The organism is Prosthecobacter sp., assembly GCF_046154365.1.
Lineage (GTDB): Bacteria > Verrucomicrobiota > Verrucomicrobiia > Verrucomicrobiales > Verrucomicrobiaceae > Prosthecobacter.
Genome location: NZ_JBJXFV010000123.1, coordinates 22,467 through 38,456, shown reverse-complemented (window position 1 = coordinate 38,456; position 15,990 = coordinate 22,467). Strand labels below are relative to the sequence as shown.

Annotated in this window: 6 protein-coding genes; 4 read left to right on the top strand and 2 right to left on the bottom strand. The window is 61.4% G+C overall.

Annotated elements, in window-relative coordinates:
- Nucleotides 1-9 precede the first annotated feature (9 nt).
- The gene (locus tag ACKVY0_RS16040) at nt 10-1,419 is read left to right on the top strand and encodes a neutral/alkaline non-lysosomal ceramidase N-terminal domain-containing protein (protein ID WP_409215832.1); all 1,410 of its coding nucleotides are present in this window, start codon (nt 10-12) and stop codon (nt 1,417-1,419) included.
- Here ACKVY0_RS16040 and ACKVY0_RS16035 read toward each other — a convergent pair.
- Together ACKVY0_RS16035 and ACKVY0_RS16030 are read right to left on the bottom strand one after the other, a co-directional pair.
- Nucleotides 1,416-2,882, bottom strand: coding sequence for an ATP-binding protein (locus tag ACKVY0_RS16035; protein WP_409215831.1), 1,467 nt, complete (start codon nt 2,880-2,882; stop codon nt 1,416-1,418). The genes ACKVY0_RS16040 and ACKVY0_RS16035 overlap by 4 nt on opposite strands.
- A complete protein-coding gene (locus ACKVY0_RS16030) occupies nt 2,879-3,550 on the bottom strand; it encodes a response regulator transcription factor (RefSeq protein WP_409215830.1) in 672 nt (223 codons plus the stop codon). Before ACKVY0_RS16030 ends, ACKVY0_RS16035 begins: the two co-directional genes overlap by 4 nt.
- A gap of 114 nt (nt 3,551-3,664) precedes the next feature.
- Between ACKVY0_RS16030 and ACKVY0_RS16025 the strand changes: the two genes are divergently transcribed.
- The 3 genes from ACKVY0_RS16025 (at nt 3,665) to ACKVY0_RS16015 (ending at nt 15,948) form a co-directional block, all read left to right on the top strand.
- Nucleotides 3,665-9,070 (top strand): sulfatase-like hydrolase/transferase, encoded by a 5,406-nt coding sequence (locus ACKVY0_RS16025; protein WP_409215829.1) that lies wholly within the window; start codon nt 3,665-3,667, stop codon nt 9,068-9,070.
- Between the two features lie 208 nt (nt 9,071-9,278).
- Nucleotides 9,279-14,756 (top strand): multicopper oxidase domain-containing protein, encoded by a 5,478-nt coding sequence (locus ACKVY0_RS16020; protein ID WP_409215828.1) that lies wholly within the window; start codon nt 9,279-9,281, stop codon nt 14,754-14,756.
- Between the two features lie 19 nt (nt 14,757-14,775).
- On the top strand, nt 14,776-15,948 hold the full coding sequence (locus ACKVY0_RS16015; RefSeq protein ID WP_409215827.1) for an efflux RND transporter periplasmic adaptor subunit: 1,173 nt from the start codon (nt 14,776-14,778) through the stop codon (nt 15,946-15,948).
- The last annotated feature ends 42 nt before the right edge of the window (nt 15,949-15,990 follow it).

The following is a 15,990-nucleotide window of genomic DNA, read 5'->3' as shown; positions in this document are numbered from 1 at the left end:
CTCCACACCATGAAATGCCTCACGCTTGGTCTCATCCTTGTCTCCACCACGCTCTGCACTGCCGAAGAATCCACGCTCCGCGCCGGTGCTGCGGCAGTGGACATCACGCCGAGGCAATTTCCGATGAACATGCCCGGTGGATTCAGCGCGAACATGGCGGAGAAGGCGCATGATCCCTTCTACGCACGCGCCTTGGTGCTCGATGACGGCAAAACGACACTGGCGATGGCCGTGGTGGACAATCTGGGTGCCGGTCCCGATGTGCTGAATGAAGCCAAGGCGCTGGCTGCCACGAAGACGGGCATGAAGCCGGAGAACATGCTCATCAGTTCCACGCACACGCACAGCGGGCCGTCGTTGAACACCCGCAGCGAGGCTGCGGCGGCCTACTACAAACTCTTTGTCGAGGGCGTGGCCGAATCCATCGCCAAGGCGCATGCGGCGTTGAAGCCAGCCGCCGTCGGAGCAGCTTCGCACCCGTTGCCGGACGAAGTGTTCAATCGTCGCTGGTATCTGAAGCCGGGCAAGATGCCGCTGAATCCGTTCGGCAGGATGGACACGGTGAAGATGAATCCCGGCACCAGTCCCGATGTGCTGGATCATCCCGCCGGACCGACTGACCCCGACATCACGATCATCTCCGTGCAGGGCGAAAAGCGGCAGCCGCTGGCGTTGTTCGCGAACTACTCGCTGCACTATGTCGGCGGTGCGCCGGACGGCCAGATGTCGGCCGATTACTTCGGCGAGTTCGCACGCGTTGTACCCTCGCGCGTGCGTGGCGATGAAACCTTCGTCGCCATGATGTCGAACGGCACCTCGGGCGACATCAACAACATCCCCTTCGGTGTCACGCGGCCTCCGCGTGAGCCGTTTGAGCAGATTCGCCTCGTCGCGGCCAAAGCTGCTGACACAGCATGGTTTGCGCATCAAAAAATCGGCAAACACAATGCCACAGCGCGCCTCGGCATGCTCCAGCGCGAGATCACTCTGAAGTATCGTCGTCCCAATGACCAGGAAGTCGCCGAGGCGAAGGCGGTGCTGGCGGTGAAGGACAAGGAGGCCATCGAGAAACTGCCGCGTCTCGCCAAAAACTACGCTGGCAGCGTGGTGAGCGCCGCTGAACGTCCGGAGGAAACCATCACCGTCAAAATTCAGGCCATCCGCATCGGCGATCTTGCGGTGTGTGCCATTCCGTTCGAGACCTTCGTCGAAATCGGCCTCGATTTGAAAAAACGCAGCCCGTTCCCGCAAACGATGGTCATCGGCCTCGCCAACGGTCGTCACGGCTACCTGCCCACGCCGGAACAGCACAAGCTCGGCGGCTATGAGACGTGGATCGGCACGAACAACGTGCAGGAGGACACTTCGGTCATTCTCACCAAGAACCTGCTGGAGATGTTGAACGAATTGAAGCGTTAAAGTGGCAGCGTCAGGCCAAAACAGGTCTCGTCCGAGGCAGAGCTGAGCAATTCCAATTCACCGCCGTGTGCCCGCGCAATTTCACGGGCGATGGCAAGACCGAGGCCGACGCCTTCGGCGCGATTGCGGGCGGCGTCGGCACGATGGAAGCGCTGGAAGATTTTTATGCGATCTGCCTCGGGAATGCCAGGGCCGCTGTTGGCGACGGTGATGCGCAGTGATTTTTCATCTTGGGCGAGCGTGAAGCGCACGAAGCCGCCGGGCTGGTTGTAGCGCAGAGCGTTGGCGGCGAGATTTTGCAGCAATTGATGTAGCAGGATGGAATCTGCCCGCACGACGCAGTCTGATGCGATGTCGTGCTCGATGCGCAGTCCGTTGGCGAGGATTTCAGCATCAGCGATGACTTCATGCAGCATGTCGCTCACGTTCACCGGCTGCAGATCGAGCGGCAGTTTGCCGGCATCGGCCTGGGCGAGCAGGAGCAGCTTTTCGACGATGGCTTTGAGATGCTGCACTTCATCGAGCAGCGGCACGATGCGGCGCTGCTCGGCGGAGTCATCAGGCGAGTGCTGCAAGGCCTGCTCCAGCTCGCCTTGCAAAATCGCGAGCGGGGAACGCAGTTCGTGCGCGGCGTCGGCGGTGAAGCGGTTGGACTGATGAAAACTCGTCTCCAAGCGTGCGAGCATGGCATTGAAAACTTCGACGAGGCGACGGAACTCGCTGTCGTGGCCGGCGAGATCGAGACGTTGATCGAGATCGTGGGCATGAACGCCTTCCACGGCCTGGGTAAGCACACGCACCGGCCGCAGCGCACGACCGGCGAGCAACCAGCCACCTACGGCCACACACAGCATGACGATGGGCAGGCCGATCATGAAAGCGCGGCGCAGTTCGCTCATGCCTGCTTCGATTTCGACCATGTCGGCGCCGAGAACGAGCGTGGTGTACGGATTGCCCATCACGCCGATGCGCCAGGTGCGGCCTGCGATGCTGCGGGTGGTGAGAATGGGCTGCTTGCGCGGCAGCGGTGGGTTGTTGCGTGTCAGCGGCTCTCCAGGACGAGCAGGCGGTGGTGCGCGGTGCAGGCGGCTGGCGGGATCGAGTTCCTCGGGCTGTTCCGTGGCTTCTTTGGCGAGCACGGGAAGCGAAGGTGCGTCCAGGGACATCGGCCAGTTCACGGAACGGTGCAGCACCGTGTCATCGCGTTCGAGCACGAGCATGATGTAGCGGCCAGACTGCGGCCCGGCCATGAAATCGAGCGCGTTTTCCAGCCGCTCCCAGTGATCCTTGCGAAATACCCGATCGAGGTTGGCGGAGCCGAGGTTGCGCAGCTCACGATCGAGACGGTTGAGATGAATCTGCTCGTTCACCTGCCAGAACACGTAACCGCAGGCCGCGAGCAGGGTGCTGGTCAGCACCGCGGACAGCAGCGCGATTTGGAGTCGGAAGCTCAGGCTTTTCATGACGCGCGAAAACGATAGCCCACACCACGCAGGGTTTCGATGAGCGGCTGTTCGGGATCATCGCTGATTTTCCGCCGCACACGCTGCACATAGACGTCCACCAGATTGGTGCCGGGGTCGTGGTGATAATTCCACACGCGCTCCTGCAACTGCGTGCGGGTGAAGACGCGACCGGGTGAGCGCATCAGGCAGGTGAGCAGCGCGTACTCGCGGGCGGACAGCTCCACGCTCTGCGTGCCGCGTTTCACTTCACGCGTGAGCAGATTCACGCTCACATCACCGGCACGCAGCACGCTGACAGAGTCGCCGCCTGCGCGACGCATCACCGCGTGCATGCGGGCGATGAGTTCGTCGATGTAAAACGGCTTCGGCAGGTAGTCATCCGCGCCCAGGTTGAGTCCTTCGATGCGTTCGTTGAGCGAACCGCGTGCCGTGATCAGGATCACTGGCACGCGCATTTGTTTTTCACGCAGCAGACGCAGGATGCTCAGGCCATCGCGACCAGGCACCATGACATCGAGCAGGATGACATCATAAGGCTGCTCCAGCGCCAGATCGCAGCCCGCATCGCCATCGCGGCATGCATCCACGACAAAACCCTGCTCCTGCAAGCCTTTGGTCACAAAGGAGGCGATCTTCCGGTCATCTTCGACAAGCAGCACTTTCACGCTGCCAAGCTGTCCGATTCCGAGTCTCTGCACAACCCACTGGGGCAAAAATTACAGTTCTGTCATCGAATCGTGGAGGACGCAGTCACGTCGCCGGGTTTCGATGAGGCAACCATGAAACTCACCCTTTGCGGCTCCGCGCTTGTCCTGCTGCTCCTCGCGGTAAACGCAGCGGCGCATACCACCGACTCCCGCGGCCTGCCTTTGAGCAAAGAGGCGCTGCGACAGCACATCGCGGATGAGTTCATGGCAAAGCGGATGGCTTTGGCGAAGCAGGAGCCGGTGGTGGCTAAGCAGACGCAAGTCGCGGCGCTGGGGGCGTTTGATATTGCGGCGCTGTTTGCGTATTCGGCCACGGTTCCGGGCACGGGCAATGCGGCGCTGATGTTTTCGTCGTTTGAGCCGTTCAAACCGGGAGTGCGGGTGTATAACGATGCGAGCTACTTTTATGTGGAGTGCGATTCCATGCCGGATGCGACGCTGATGCCGACGCCGATGGTGGGGATCACGGCGTGGCAGCAGCAGTTGCCGATTCCTGTCGGCTATTTCAGCAATGTGACGAATCCAGAGCCGGATACGGGATCGCTGGGCTATGGGCAGCCGAATGTCTGGAAGATCCCGCTCGTGCCGGTGCCTGCGGCGTCGCCGATCTCGCTCACGGGTAATTTTTTGCGTGGGGCGGTGGCCTTGGGAGCGAATGGCATTCCGATCTTCAATCCGCGCAACAACACGGGGCAGTTCTCGCAGGCGATTGGCGAGCTGGATGCTTATGGCGGTCACTGCGGCCGTGCGGACGACTATCATTACCACATCGCGCCGACGCATCTTTACAGTGTGCTCACGCCGGACAAGCCCTGTGCTTGGGCGCTCGATGGTTATCCGATCTACGGCTATGTGGAGCCGGATGGCAGTGCTCAGCAGGCGCTGGATGTGGATGGCGGGCATGATCACGGCGGGTGGGGCTATCATTATCATGCACGGGGTTCCGTCGCATCGGGGCCGCAGAGTCCGTATCTGATGAATGCGATGCATGGCGCGGTGGTGAACTTTGGTGGCCAGATCGATCCACAGCCTACCGCGAGTTCCATTGCGCCTGCTGGCTCACCCTTGGCGGGTGCGGTGATCACGAGCTTCACGCGGTCAGCGGTGGATTCATATGACCTGGCCTACACGCTGAGCGGCACGACTTACCATGTGACTTACACGATTGATCGCGTGGCTCACACGGTCGCGGTGAGCACGCAAAGTGCGAGCGGTACGACGAACGCGACCTACACCAGCGCGGCTCGCTTCAGCTACTACCCGCTCGCGCCCTGGAGCATGGCCAAACTGCCGGACACCGGCCAAACACTGAGCGCCACGGCCACGTTTGGCGAAGACAGCGACTACACACGCAATGCTCCGTCGTTCACCGACAATGGCAACGGCACGATCACCGATAACAACACAGGTCTGATGTGGCAAAAGACCGACAGTGGCGAGATGACCTGGGACAGTGCTCGTACCGGCGCGACGTCACTCGGACTCGCAGGCTACACCGACTGGCGATTGCCCACGGCGCAGGAAGCCTTCCTCATCCTCGATCACGAGCGCAACCCCGCGCTGAACCCGACCTACTTCGTCAACAACGCGGGGGGCACACCGGGCTACTTCTGGAGTAGCGACCTGTTCTATGGCGACAACACCAAAGTCTGGTGTACGAACACTGGTGGTGGTCTCGGGCCACACAACAAAACCGCGACCATCAGCGCAGGTGGAGCCAATCGGCATCACGCACGCTATGTGCGCGGCACCAAGCCGACGACGGGACATCATTACGTCAACAACAACGACGGCACCGTCACCGATCTCGACACTGGCCTCATGTGGGCACAGGTGCCTGCATCGGCGCAAACATGGGCGAACGCGCTGACGTATGCCGAAGGACTCACCACTGCGGGCTTCAGCGACTGGCGTCTGCCGAATGTGAAAGAGCTGCAATCGCTGCAAGACATCCCGAAAGCCACAGCATCCGCAGTGACGACGAATCCGTGCATCAATCGCGTGCTGTTTCCGGCGGCGACAGGCACTGCGTATTGGTCATCGACCTCGGTGAAGAGTGGGACGCCAACGCAGGCATGGCTTGTGGACTTTGGCGTGACCACGACCGCATCACCATCGCGCAACCAACAAGGCATCACCAGCTATGAGCCGTATGCGAGCACGTATCCCGTTTTCGCCGTGCGTGATGCTCCAGCCGTCACCACGCAGCTCGTGGTCACGCAAGCTGGCACCACCTTGACCGATGGCATCAGCACCATTGGCTATGGCAATGTGAATGTCGGCAGCACGCTGTCGAAGACGTTCACGCTCACCAACAGCGGCAGCACCGCGCTCACGATCAGTGGTGTCACGGTGGATGGAGCCAACGCCGCGCTGTTCTCCGTCACGATCTCGCCCGCGTCGAGCATCGCTGCGGGTGGCAATACGACACTCGTGGTGCAGTTCAACGCGAGCAGTGCCGGAGCAAAATCCGCCGCACTGTACATCGCCAGCAGTGACATCACCTTTGACATCGGCCTCACCGGCACCGGTGTGGTGCCTGCGCCGACGATCACGAGCATCACGCGGACACCCGCTGCTCCGAGCAATACTCACACGCCAACGATCAGCGCCACGATCACGCCTGCGTCTGGTGCGACCATCACGAGTGCCACCTTGAGCTACAGCACCGGCACGCAGACCACCACGACCGTTTTTAATGAACCGATGGCCACCACCGCGACCGCCACGGGCGGTTGGGATGGAACGGGCGCGACTTATGCCTGGACGCCGACCTCGCTCGACGGTGCGGGTAATATCAAGCAAACCGCAGGCACTTCCAATCACACGACGGGCATCACGGGCAGTTGCGGAGTCGTGCTTGGCAAAGGCTTGGCGTCGAGCACAGATCCGACACGCACGATGGTCACCACCACGAATGCAATCAACGCCACGGGCACGTTCACCAGTGGATCGACGACAACGAACTATGTCGAATTCTGGGTGCGCACCGTCGGACTCACGGAAACGAACGGCTGGAGCTTCCAACTCGCGCCAAACGGTACAACCTTCACCGAGCGGGTGTCGGAGTTCACCGCGAGCGTCCACGGTTATCAGCTCTACCACTACAATCTGCTCGCCGCTGACCTCACGAGCACACTGAAGATGCGCTTTGGCTTCGTCGGCAATGGCGTCGGCGGTCCCACGGGATCGAGCGTGAGCATCGACGACATTGTGGTCGTCACGACCTCAGGCGCAGCGCCGACTCCAGTGATGATGAGCGGCCCAGCGAGCGGCGGTGCCTTCACGGCAACTCTTCCAGCACAAGCTACTGGCACCGCCGTCACCTACTCCATCACCGCGACCGACAGCAATGGCCAAACCACGACGATCACCAACGCTGGCAGCTACACGACCACCGCACTCACCACGCCGCCAAACGTGGTCATCATCCTCACCGATGACCAAGGCTGGGGCGATGTCGGCTATCACACAGCCGCTGGTCAGGTGCCGATCCAGACGCCGAACATGGATGGCTTTCTCACTAACGGCATCCGGCTGGAGAAGTTCTACACCACGCCCGTGTGCAGTGTCTCGCGTGCTTGTCTGCTCACCGGGCGCAATACCATCCGCACCGCCACAGGCAACAATCGCGGCCTCGACCTCAGTGAACACATCATGCCACAGACCTTCAAGGCGGCGGGTTACCAAACCTACATGTGCGGCAAGTGGCACCTCGGTGGTTGGGCGAACAACAACACCACCACCACGCTCAATGGCTCCACCATCACCGTGAATCAGGAAAGCCCCGCCTACCTGCCGCACAATCGCGGCTGGGACACTCACTACGGGCAGTATAGCGGCGCGATCAATTACTTCACCCATCGCACCAGCGATCCCGGTTTGAACAACAACGTGGACTGGTGGCTCAATGGCATCACACAAAACGAAACGACCGATTTGCAAGGCAACGGCGGTCACTCCACCGACTTGCTCGCGGATAAAGCGGTCTCGCTCATTCAAAGCCGAGATCCCTCGAAGCCCATGCTGCTCTACCTCGCCTTCAATGCGGTCCATGCCGGTGTGGCGGCACCAGCGAGCTACATCACGAAGTATCAAAACCTCGGCGTCACCGACACCGCACGGCGCACACTTTGCGCCGCCGTGGACTGCATGGACGTCGCCATGGGCCGCGTGCTCGGTGCGCTGGACAGCGCAGGCATCGCCAACAACACCATCGTCGTTTTCATGAGCGACAACGGTGGCAATGAACCCACCGGCTCCATCAATGATCCGCTGCGTGGCAGCAAAAATCAGGACAGTTACGACGGCGGCAACATCCACACGCCCGCTGCGATCCGCTGGCCCGGCGTGCTGTCCACCAACGTCATCAGCCATCAATATGTCTGGATCGGCGACATCTTCCCCACGCTCTGCGCGGCCACCGGTGTCACACCGCAGAACACCAAAGCCTTCGACGGCCTCAATCTCTGGCCCGCCTTGCAGTCGATTAACAGCGGCAATCCGAATGGCGTCACGCGCCCATCGACGCTCGTCACGGCGGTAAGTAAACCCGCCGCGCTCAACACCTTCACCGATCCCGTGCTCGGCGGCAGCAAGATGTTCAAACTCATCCGCACCAAAGGCCCGCCCGTGACCAATGAACTCTTCAACATGACGGATGATCCCTATGAAACCACCGACCTCGCCGCGAACGCCGCGTATGCCACGATCATCACCACCCTCACCACCGCAATCACCGACATCACTCCCGAGAATTATCCGCCGCACATCGGTGAAGCACCACAGACGCAGAGCATTCAGCAAGGCAACAGCATTACGCTCTACGCGCCCTTCACCAGCTATGGCAAAGTCCCCAGCGTGCAGTGGCGGAAGAACGGCACAGCCATCAGCGGTGCCACGAGCTACTACCAAATCACCGAGGCAGGCGTGAATGTGAACGGCGTCTTCATGGCCACGCTCACCCTGCCTGGCATCATCACCGCCAGCTACGACGTGATCGTCAGCAGCGCCAACGGCACCGCCACCAGCGGCGCAGGCACCCTCACCGTCATCAAGCCCGTCAGCAGCCAAAACGACGGCGTGCCTGACACCTGGAAGCTCGCCAATGGAATCGCCATCAACACCGACCCAGCGAATGGCCCACTCGGCGACATCGACCGCGATGGACGCTGCAACCTCCTCGAATACGCCTTTAACACCAACCCGCAGACCCACGAGGCCGAAGCCGTACACAGCACCGCGATTAGCGGCTACCTCGAAGTCAGCTACCCACGCCGCATCGGAGCCCTCGATTTGATCTACACCGTCGAAATCAGTGATGACCTCACGACTTGGCCCTCTCCCGGCTCAACAAGTGAGACCGTGAGCATCATCGCCAACCCCGATGGCATCACCGAGACCGTCACCGTGCGTGTGCTGCCCGCGATGAGTAGCGCCGCGAAGAAATTCGTCCGCGTGCGAGTGACGGGGCAGTGAGCGAGTGTGATGCAGACATTCCTGTCGGCACGAGCTCCTCCAGACTCACTTCTTCATGTCTTGGGGCGAATACTGCCTGGGGGACGTTCGTGCAGGGAGAAATGTCTAGTTCACGCTGAGGTATCGCCCAAAAATAAACACAAATTCATCAGAACTTCATTATTCCGTAAGGTTCGACTGGCTATGAATGAGTAAGACTCCAACCACTATGAAACGCTGTATCCTCGTCGCCCTACTCACCTGCCTCTCCGCAGCTCATGCGGACCCGCAGCTCACGTCGTGGTTCACGGCGAACTCCGGCAAATACGCACGTATTTTTCAGAGCACGGCGAATGAAACGGCGGGCACCACCTCCACCACCTGGAGCCGTGGCACGGGCACGCAGACGAACCCGACTTACGCGGACGTGAATGAGATCAACCACTCGGCGAGCTGGGTTTACATCCGCACCACCGGTCTCGCCTCGCACATCATGGGGCCGTGGTATCTGGATGCGGCGAAGACGACAAACTTCCCGAATTTCCCCTCGAACACCGCTGTCGTGTATCGCCTCCCGCGTGTGCCGGTGATTCCGGGCACGAAGACGCTCACCGGACTCGGGGCCACTGGGCGCATGGTCAATGGCGTGTCGATGTTTGATTCGCGTGATGCGTTCTCGTATGTGAATGCGAGTGCGCAAGACGCCACGCCGGTGAATGGACTGACGGGCGATGGCATCTGGAATCGCGACGGCTATCACAATGAAGGCGTGACGTTTGATCCGGGCCTCGCGCATCAAGCTGGGAACAATTACCACTACCACGCGCACCCCATTGGCCTGCGTTATCAGCTCGGCGATCATGTGGACTACAATGCGACGACGAATCGCTACACCGAGAGTGCCGCTGCGCCGACCGCACACTCGCCCATCGTCGCCTGGGCGGCGGATGGGCTGCCCGTCTATGGACCTTACGGCTACAGCGATCCCACCAACGCCAGCAGTGGTGTGCGGCGCATGATCTCTGGCTTCACGCTGCGTGATGGCACCAACGGCACCACGGCGATCACCGTGCGCCAAATTTTGCCACTGTGGGCACAGCGAGTGCAGAGCCGCACCACACTGGCGGCGAACCAATATGGTCCTGCCGTCACCACAGCGGTCGGCAGCGCTTACTTGCTCGGCCACTACATCGAAGACTTCGACTATCGCGGTGACCTGGGCCAGACGCAGACGACTGGTGCGACCGTGCAGAGCTTTGATCTTAATGAGCAAAACGTGCGCTTCTGCCTCACCCCGGAGTTCCCGAGTGGGACGTGGGCTTACTTCACGCCGATCAATGCGGATGGCACGCCGCAGTATCCTTACACCACTGGCCGCGCGTTTTACGGCACGCCCTCCGGCGGCGCATCGTCGGCCGCCGTGATGAATGCGGACACGCCGCTCACGCAGCACTTCATCGGCGGCCCCAGCAAGCCGATCACGATCAGCACGCCGGTCGTTGCGGCACCGAATGTGACGCTGACGTGGAGTGCCGTCGAGGGTGGCACTTACTCGGTCGATGCGTCGGCCAATGCAGGCTTCTCACCCTTCACGAGCAAAGCCACGGGCCTCGTCGCCACCGGCATCTCCACCGCTTCGACTTACGCCACGCTGGCGGCCTCCGGCACCGAGTATGGCCGTGTGAACCGCACGGCGCTGGCCACTTATGATGTCAACGGCATGACCGCAGCGACCGTCGCACAGACCACGAGCACGAGTTACAACGCCGCAGGCATCCCCAACACCGCGCCGACGCTCACCAGCATCTCCGCGCAAAGCACGGCAATGAACACGGCCTCCAGTGCGATCGCCTTCACCATCGGCGATGCGGAAACCACCGCCGCAAGCCTCACGCTCAGCGCCAGCTCGGCCAATACGACGCTGGTGCCCAATGCGAGCATCATTTTCGGCGGCAGCGCTGAAAGCCGCACGGTCACCATCACCCCCGCGCAAAGTCAGACCGGCAGCGTGGTCATCACGATCAATGTGAGCGACGGCATCGTCACCACGAGCACCACCTTCACGCTCAGCGTCACCGGCACCAACACTGCGCCGACGATTGGCAGCATCAGTGCCCAAAGCACGAATCAAAACACCGCGACGAGCGCCATCGCCTTCACGGTGGGTGATGTGGACACCGGCGCGGCCTCGCTCACGCTCAGCGGCACTTCGGCGAACACCACGCTGGTGCCCAATGCCAACATCGTCTTCGGCGGCAGCGGCGCGAGTCGCACCGTGACGCTCACACCCGCCACGGGCCAAACCGGCAGCGCCGTCATCACTCTCACCGTGAGCGATGGCGCGGCCACGGCGATCAGCGTCTTCACCCTCACCGTCGTGCCCACCGCGCCGACCATCAGCGGCATCGCCATCACCCCCAGCACACCGACCAGCGTGGACGTCGTCACCGTTTCCGCCACGCTGACACCGAGCGCAGGCCGCACCATTTCCTCCGCCGTGCTCACTTATGACAACGGCAGCACCTCGCCGACGGTAATCTTCAATGAGACGATGGGGACTGCGGCAGTCACTCAGTGGGTGGGTGCAGGCGTGGTTTATCCTTGGACCATCACCTTCGCCGGCCCGCCGTCATCGCCCTTCCGGCAGACCGCAGCGGGCAATCACACAGCGGTCGGAGATGGCAATCAGTTCGGCATGGAGGTCTTTGGCAACTCACCCAACATCGCCCAGAACACGATGACCACGACGAACAACATCAACGCCACCGGCTCCTCAGGCACGGTGGAGTTCTGGGTTTCGACGACGGGCATCACCGGAGCACAGGGTTGGGATTTCCAAACCGCCACCGATGGCGCGACATGGACCACGCGCATCAATGAAGCCACGGCCACCAATTACGGCTTCACGCAGAAGAGCTACACGCTCAGTGCTGCCGAACGTGTCAGCACTTTGAAGCTGCGCTTCCGCTTTGCCGGTGGTGGCATGAATGCAGCGCCAACCGTTCGTGTGGACGACATTAAAGTCACGGTTGGCGCGACGAGCACTCCAGTGAACGTCGCCATGACCAACACCAGCGGCAACGTGTGGAGCGCCAATGTTCCTGCGCAGCCAACGAGCACCGTCGTCACCTACACCCTCGCCGCCACCGACAGCGCAGCGGTCACCACCACCAGCGCGAGCAACACCTACACCGTCACTGCGGGCGCACCCGTGCTCGCCGTGACGCCAGCGGGCAATCTCAGCTCCAGCGGCAGTTTTGGCGGCCCCTTTTCGCCCGCGAGTGCGACTTACACACTGAACAACACCGGCAACGCCAGCATGAACTGGACCGCCGCCAAAACCGCCGCGTGGCTCACGCTCGACGCCGCCAGCGGCACGCTCGCCGCCGGTGCGAGCACCACGGTGACGGCCTCGATCAACGCCACGGCCAATTCGCTCGCCAGCGGCAGTTACAGCGACACCATCACTTTTACGAACACGACGAACGGCACCGGCAACACGACGCGCGGAGCCAGTTTGACCATTAATTTCACCACCGCGCCCGCAGCGCCCGTTTTGGCCGCGCTATCGGCTTACAGCCAAGGAACGGCCAAAACGATCACTTGGCCCGCTGCGGCTGGTGCGACGAGTTACACGGCTCAAATCGCCTCGGCGGCCGAGTTCGGCACCGTTTTGGCCTCACAGACGATCACAGGCACCAGCGCCACGTTTTCCAATCTCGCCAGCGGCACGACCTATTACTACCGCGTGCTCGCGACGAACAACATCGGCTCCTCGGCTTATAGTAATGTCGTTTCGAGCACACAGGACAACATCGCGCCGACGGTGGCGATCACATCACCCGCCAGCGGCACATCGACAGCGACCAACAGCATCACCGTCACTGGCACCAGCAGCGATGCGCTCTCCGGCATCAGCCGCGTGACCGTCAATGGCGTCACAGCGACTACCGCAGACGCCTTTGCTACGTGGAGCGTCAGCGCACCGCTCGGCTTTGGCAGCAATGGCCTCACCGCTGTTGCCTATGATGCCGCAGGCAATGCGACCACCACCGCGCCCGTGAATGTCACGCTCACCACCGCGCAGACGAATAACCCGCTCATTATCCCCGAAGTGATGACCGGCACCACCTTCAATCTAAACCTGCACACCACGACGAAGCAATTTTACACCGGCACCGCCACCAACACTTACGCCTACAACAACATGCTGTTCTGGGGCCCCACACTCATCATGAACAAAGGCGACTGGGTGCAGATCAACCTCACCAACAACCTCGGCGAGACCACCACCACGCACTGGCACGGCTTCCATATCCCCGCCATCATGGACGGTGGCCCGCATCAGACCATCCCCACCGGCACCACGTGGAAACCCAGCTTCAAGGTCGATAACAACGCCGGCACCTATTGGTATCACCCGCATCTGCATGAGTTCACGCAGAAGCACCTCTCTCTCGGCGGCGGCGGCATGATCATCATCCGTGATCCCATCGAGTCCGCGCTGAACCTGCCGCGCACCTACGGCGTGGATGACATCCCGCTCGCGCTGACCAGCCGCCGTTTCACCGCCAATCAAATCGTCACCACCGCCTCCGCGTATGGCGACGTGATGCTCACCAACGGCGTGCTCGCGGCCCAGACCACGCTGCCGAAGCAATACGTGCGCCTACGCATCTTGAATGCCGAAATCGAGCGCAGCTACAACCTCGGCTTCAGTGACAACCGCACCTTTTATCAAATCGCCACCGACGGCGGCCTCGTGAACACGCCGGTCGCACTCACGCGCCTCGTGCTCGCAGTCGGCGAGCGTGCGGAAATCCTTGTCGATCTCAGCGCCGACACCATCGGCTCCACCTTCAACCTACAGGCCTTCAACACCGGTCAGGCCAATGACTTCCCCGGCGGCGAACCCGGCACCACCGGCCAGTTCGGCAGTCTCTTGAACAACACCACCTTCACCGTGCTCAAGATCAACGTCGGTGCCGCCACCGCGAACCCCGTCACCACGCTACCCGCCACGCTCACCACCAACACCTTCTACGGCCTCGGCGATGTCACCAACACCCGCACCGTGACCTTCACCAACGGCTTCCCCGGCAGCGGCATCCCCTTCGGCTTCGACAACGTGGTTTACTCCCCCACCGTCATCAACCAGACGCTCAACCTCAACGCCGTCGAGCGCTGGAACATCTCCAACACCTCCGCCTTCAGTCACAGCTTCCACATTCATGATGTGCAGTTCCACCTCATCTCCCGCACCGGCGGCAACAATGTTGGCGTGAAAAATTTCGAGGAAGGCTGGAAGGACACACTCTTCGTCGGCCAGAACCAGACCGTGAGCTTCATCGCCAAGTTCGACGGCTTCGCCAGCAACACCAATCCCTTCATGTATCACTGCCACTTCTCCAATCATGAGGATGAAGGCGCGATGGGCCAGTTCGTGGTGCAAAACAACGCCGTCGAAGACCTCGCCGTCGCCAGCTTCACCCGCTATGGCAATGACTCGCTCATCCAGCTCGACTTCAATGCCACGCCTGGCACCACCTACACACTCGAGTGGTCGCCCGACCTCGCGACATGGAGCGATGTCGGCTCCGTCACCAGCGACGGCAACAGCGCCAGCTTTACCGAGACCGACACGACGCGGCTGCAAGGTGTGCGCGGTTTTTACCGCGTGAAAGTGCCGACGATCACGGCACCATAGCGGCTCACGCCTCTCCATCATGAAGTCCGCTCCACTCGCCATCGGCATCGCGATGCTCGCCATTGTAGGCATCGCCTTTCGGCAGGAAAAATCTGCTACCGAGGCAATGGCGACGCCTCCCGAAGCCCAATGCCCCATGCATCCCGCCGTGCGTGGACGTGCGCAGGACCGCTGCACGCTCTGCGGCATGAATCTCGTCAGCGGTGCCATGTGCGGCGTGATGCCGCCGACCGCTGCTGCCGCGCTGGTTTTGTTGTCGCCTGACAGTGTGCGTGTGGCAGGTGTGAAAACCTCCGAGGTCAAAAAACAGCCACTCCAGCGCACGCTGCGCATCTCCGGCATGATCGGCGAGGACGACTCTCGCCACGGCATCATCAGCGCACCCGTCGATGGCCGTGTGGACGGCCTTTCGATGAATCACGAAGGCCAGACCGTCACGCAGCGCCAACCGCTCGCCACGATCTTCAGCCCCACCTTGCTCGCTGCTGCGAAGATTTACAAAGACGCCTTCACCGCCGGTGGACCGCCGCTGGAGGACGCGAAGCGCAAGCTTGAGCACTACGGCCTCGTGTGGGAGCAGATCAAAACCATCCCCGAGCGCCAGCCCAACGACCTTTACTTCGGCATGCTCTCCCCGCGCAGCGGCACCATCGTGAAGTCCTACGTCGCCGAAGGTCAAACCGTCAAAGCAGGCCAAAAGATGTTCGAAGTCGCCGACTTCACCAAGATGTGGTTTCACGCCATGCTCCCCGAGCAGGACGTGCCTTTCATCAAAGCCGGCCAGATCGTCAAACTCCGCACCGCCTCGCTCCCCGGCGTCACTCTCACCTCCCGCATCTACAGCGTCTCGCCGAACCTCGACGACATGTCCCGCAGCGCCCGCGTTCGCGTCATTCTCGAAAACCCCGAGCGCAAAATAAAGAACAACCTCTTTGCCGAGGGCACCGTCGAAATCGAAGCCGAAGAAACCCTCACCGTCCCCCGCAGCGCCGTCCTCTGGCCCGGCAACATGCCACGCGTCTATGTTGAAAAAGCCACCGGCCACTTCGAGCCACGAACCCTCAAACTCGGCCGCATCGGCGATAGCGACTACGAAGTCCTCGAAGGCCTCAAACTCGGCGAGCACGTCGTCACCAGCGGCAACATGCTCATCGACGGGCAGGCGCAGTTGATGATCCATGATTCATTATAGTGAATAATGGAGCGGCCAAGGCCGTTGACTCGACCGATTCGA

Bases quoted from the DNA above. Each gene is read 5' to 3' on its own strand.
- ACKVY0_RS16035 (WP_409215831.1), bottom strand. From the start codon at position 2,882: ATGAAAAGCCTGAGCTTCCGACTCCAAATCGCGCTGCTGTCCGCGGTG.
- ACKVY0_RS16020 (WP_409215828.1), top strand. From the start codon at position 9,279: ATGAAACGCTGTATCCTCGTCGCCCTACTCACCTGCCTCTCCGCAGCT.
- ACKVY0_RS16040 (WP_409215832.1), top strand. From the start codon at position 10: ATGAAATGCCTCACGCTTGGTCTCATCCTTGTCTCCACCACGCTCTGC.
- ACKVY0_RS16025 (WP_409215829.1), top strand. From the start codon at position 3,665: ATGAAACTCACCCTTTGCGGCTCCGCGCTTGTCCTGCTGCTCCTCGCG.
- ACKVY0_RS16015 (WP_409215827.1), top strand. From the start codon at position 14,776: ATGAAGTCCGCTCCACTCGCCATCGGCATCGCGATGCTCGCCATTGTA.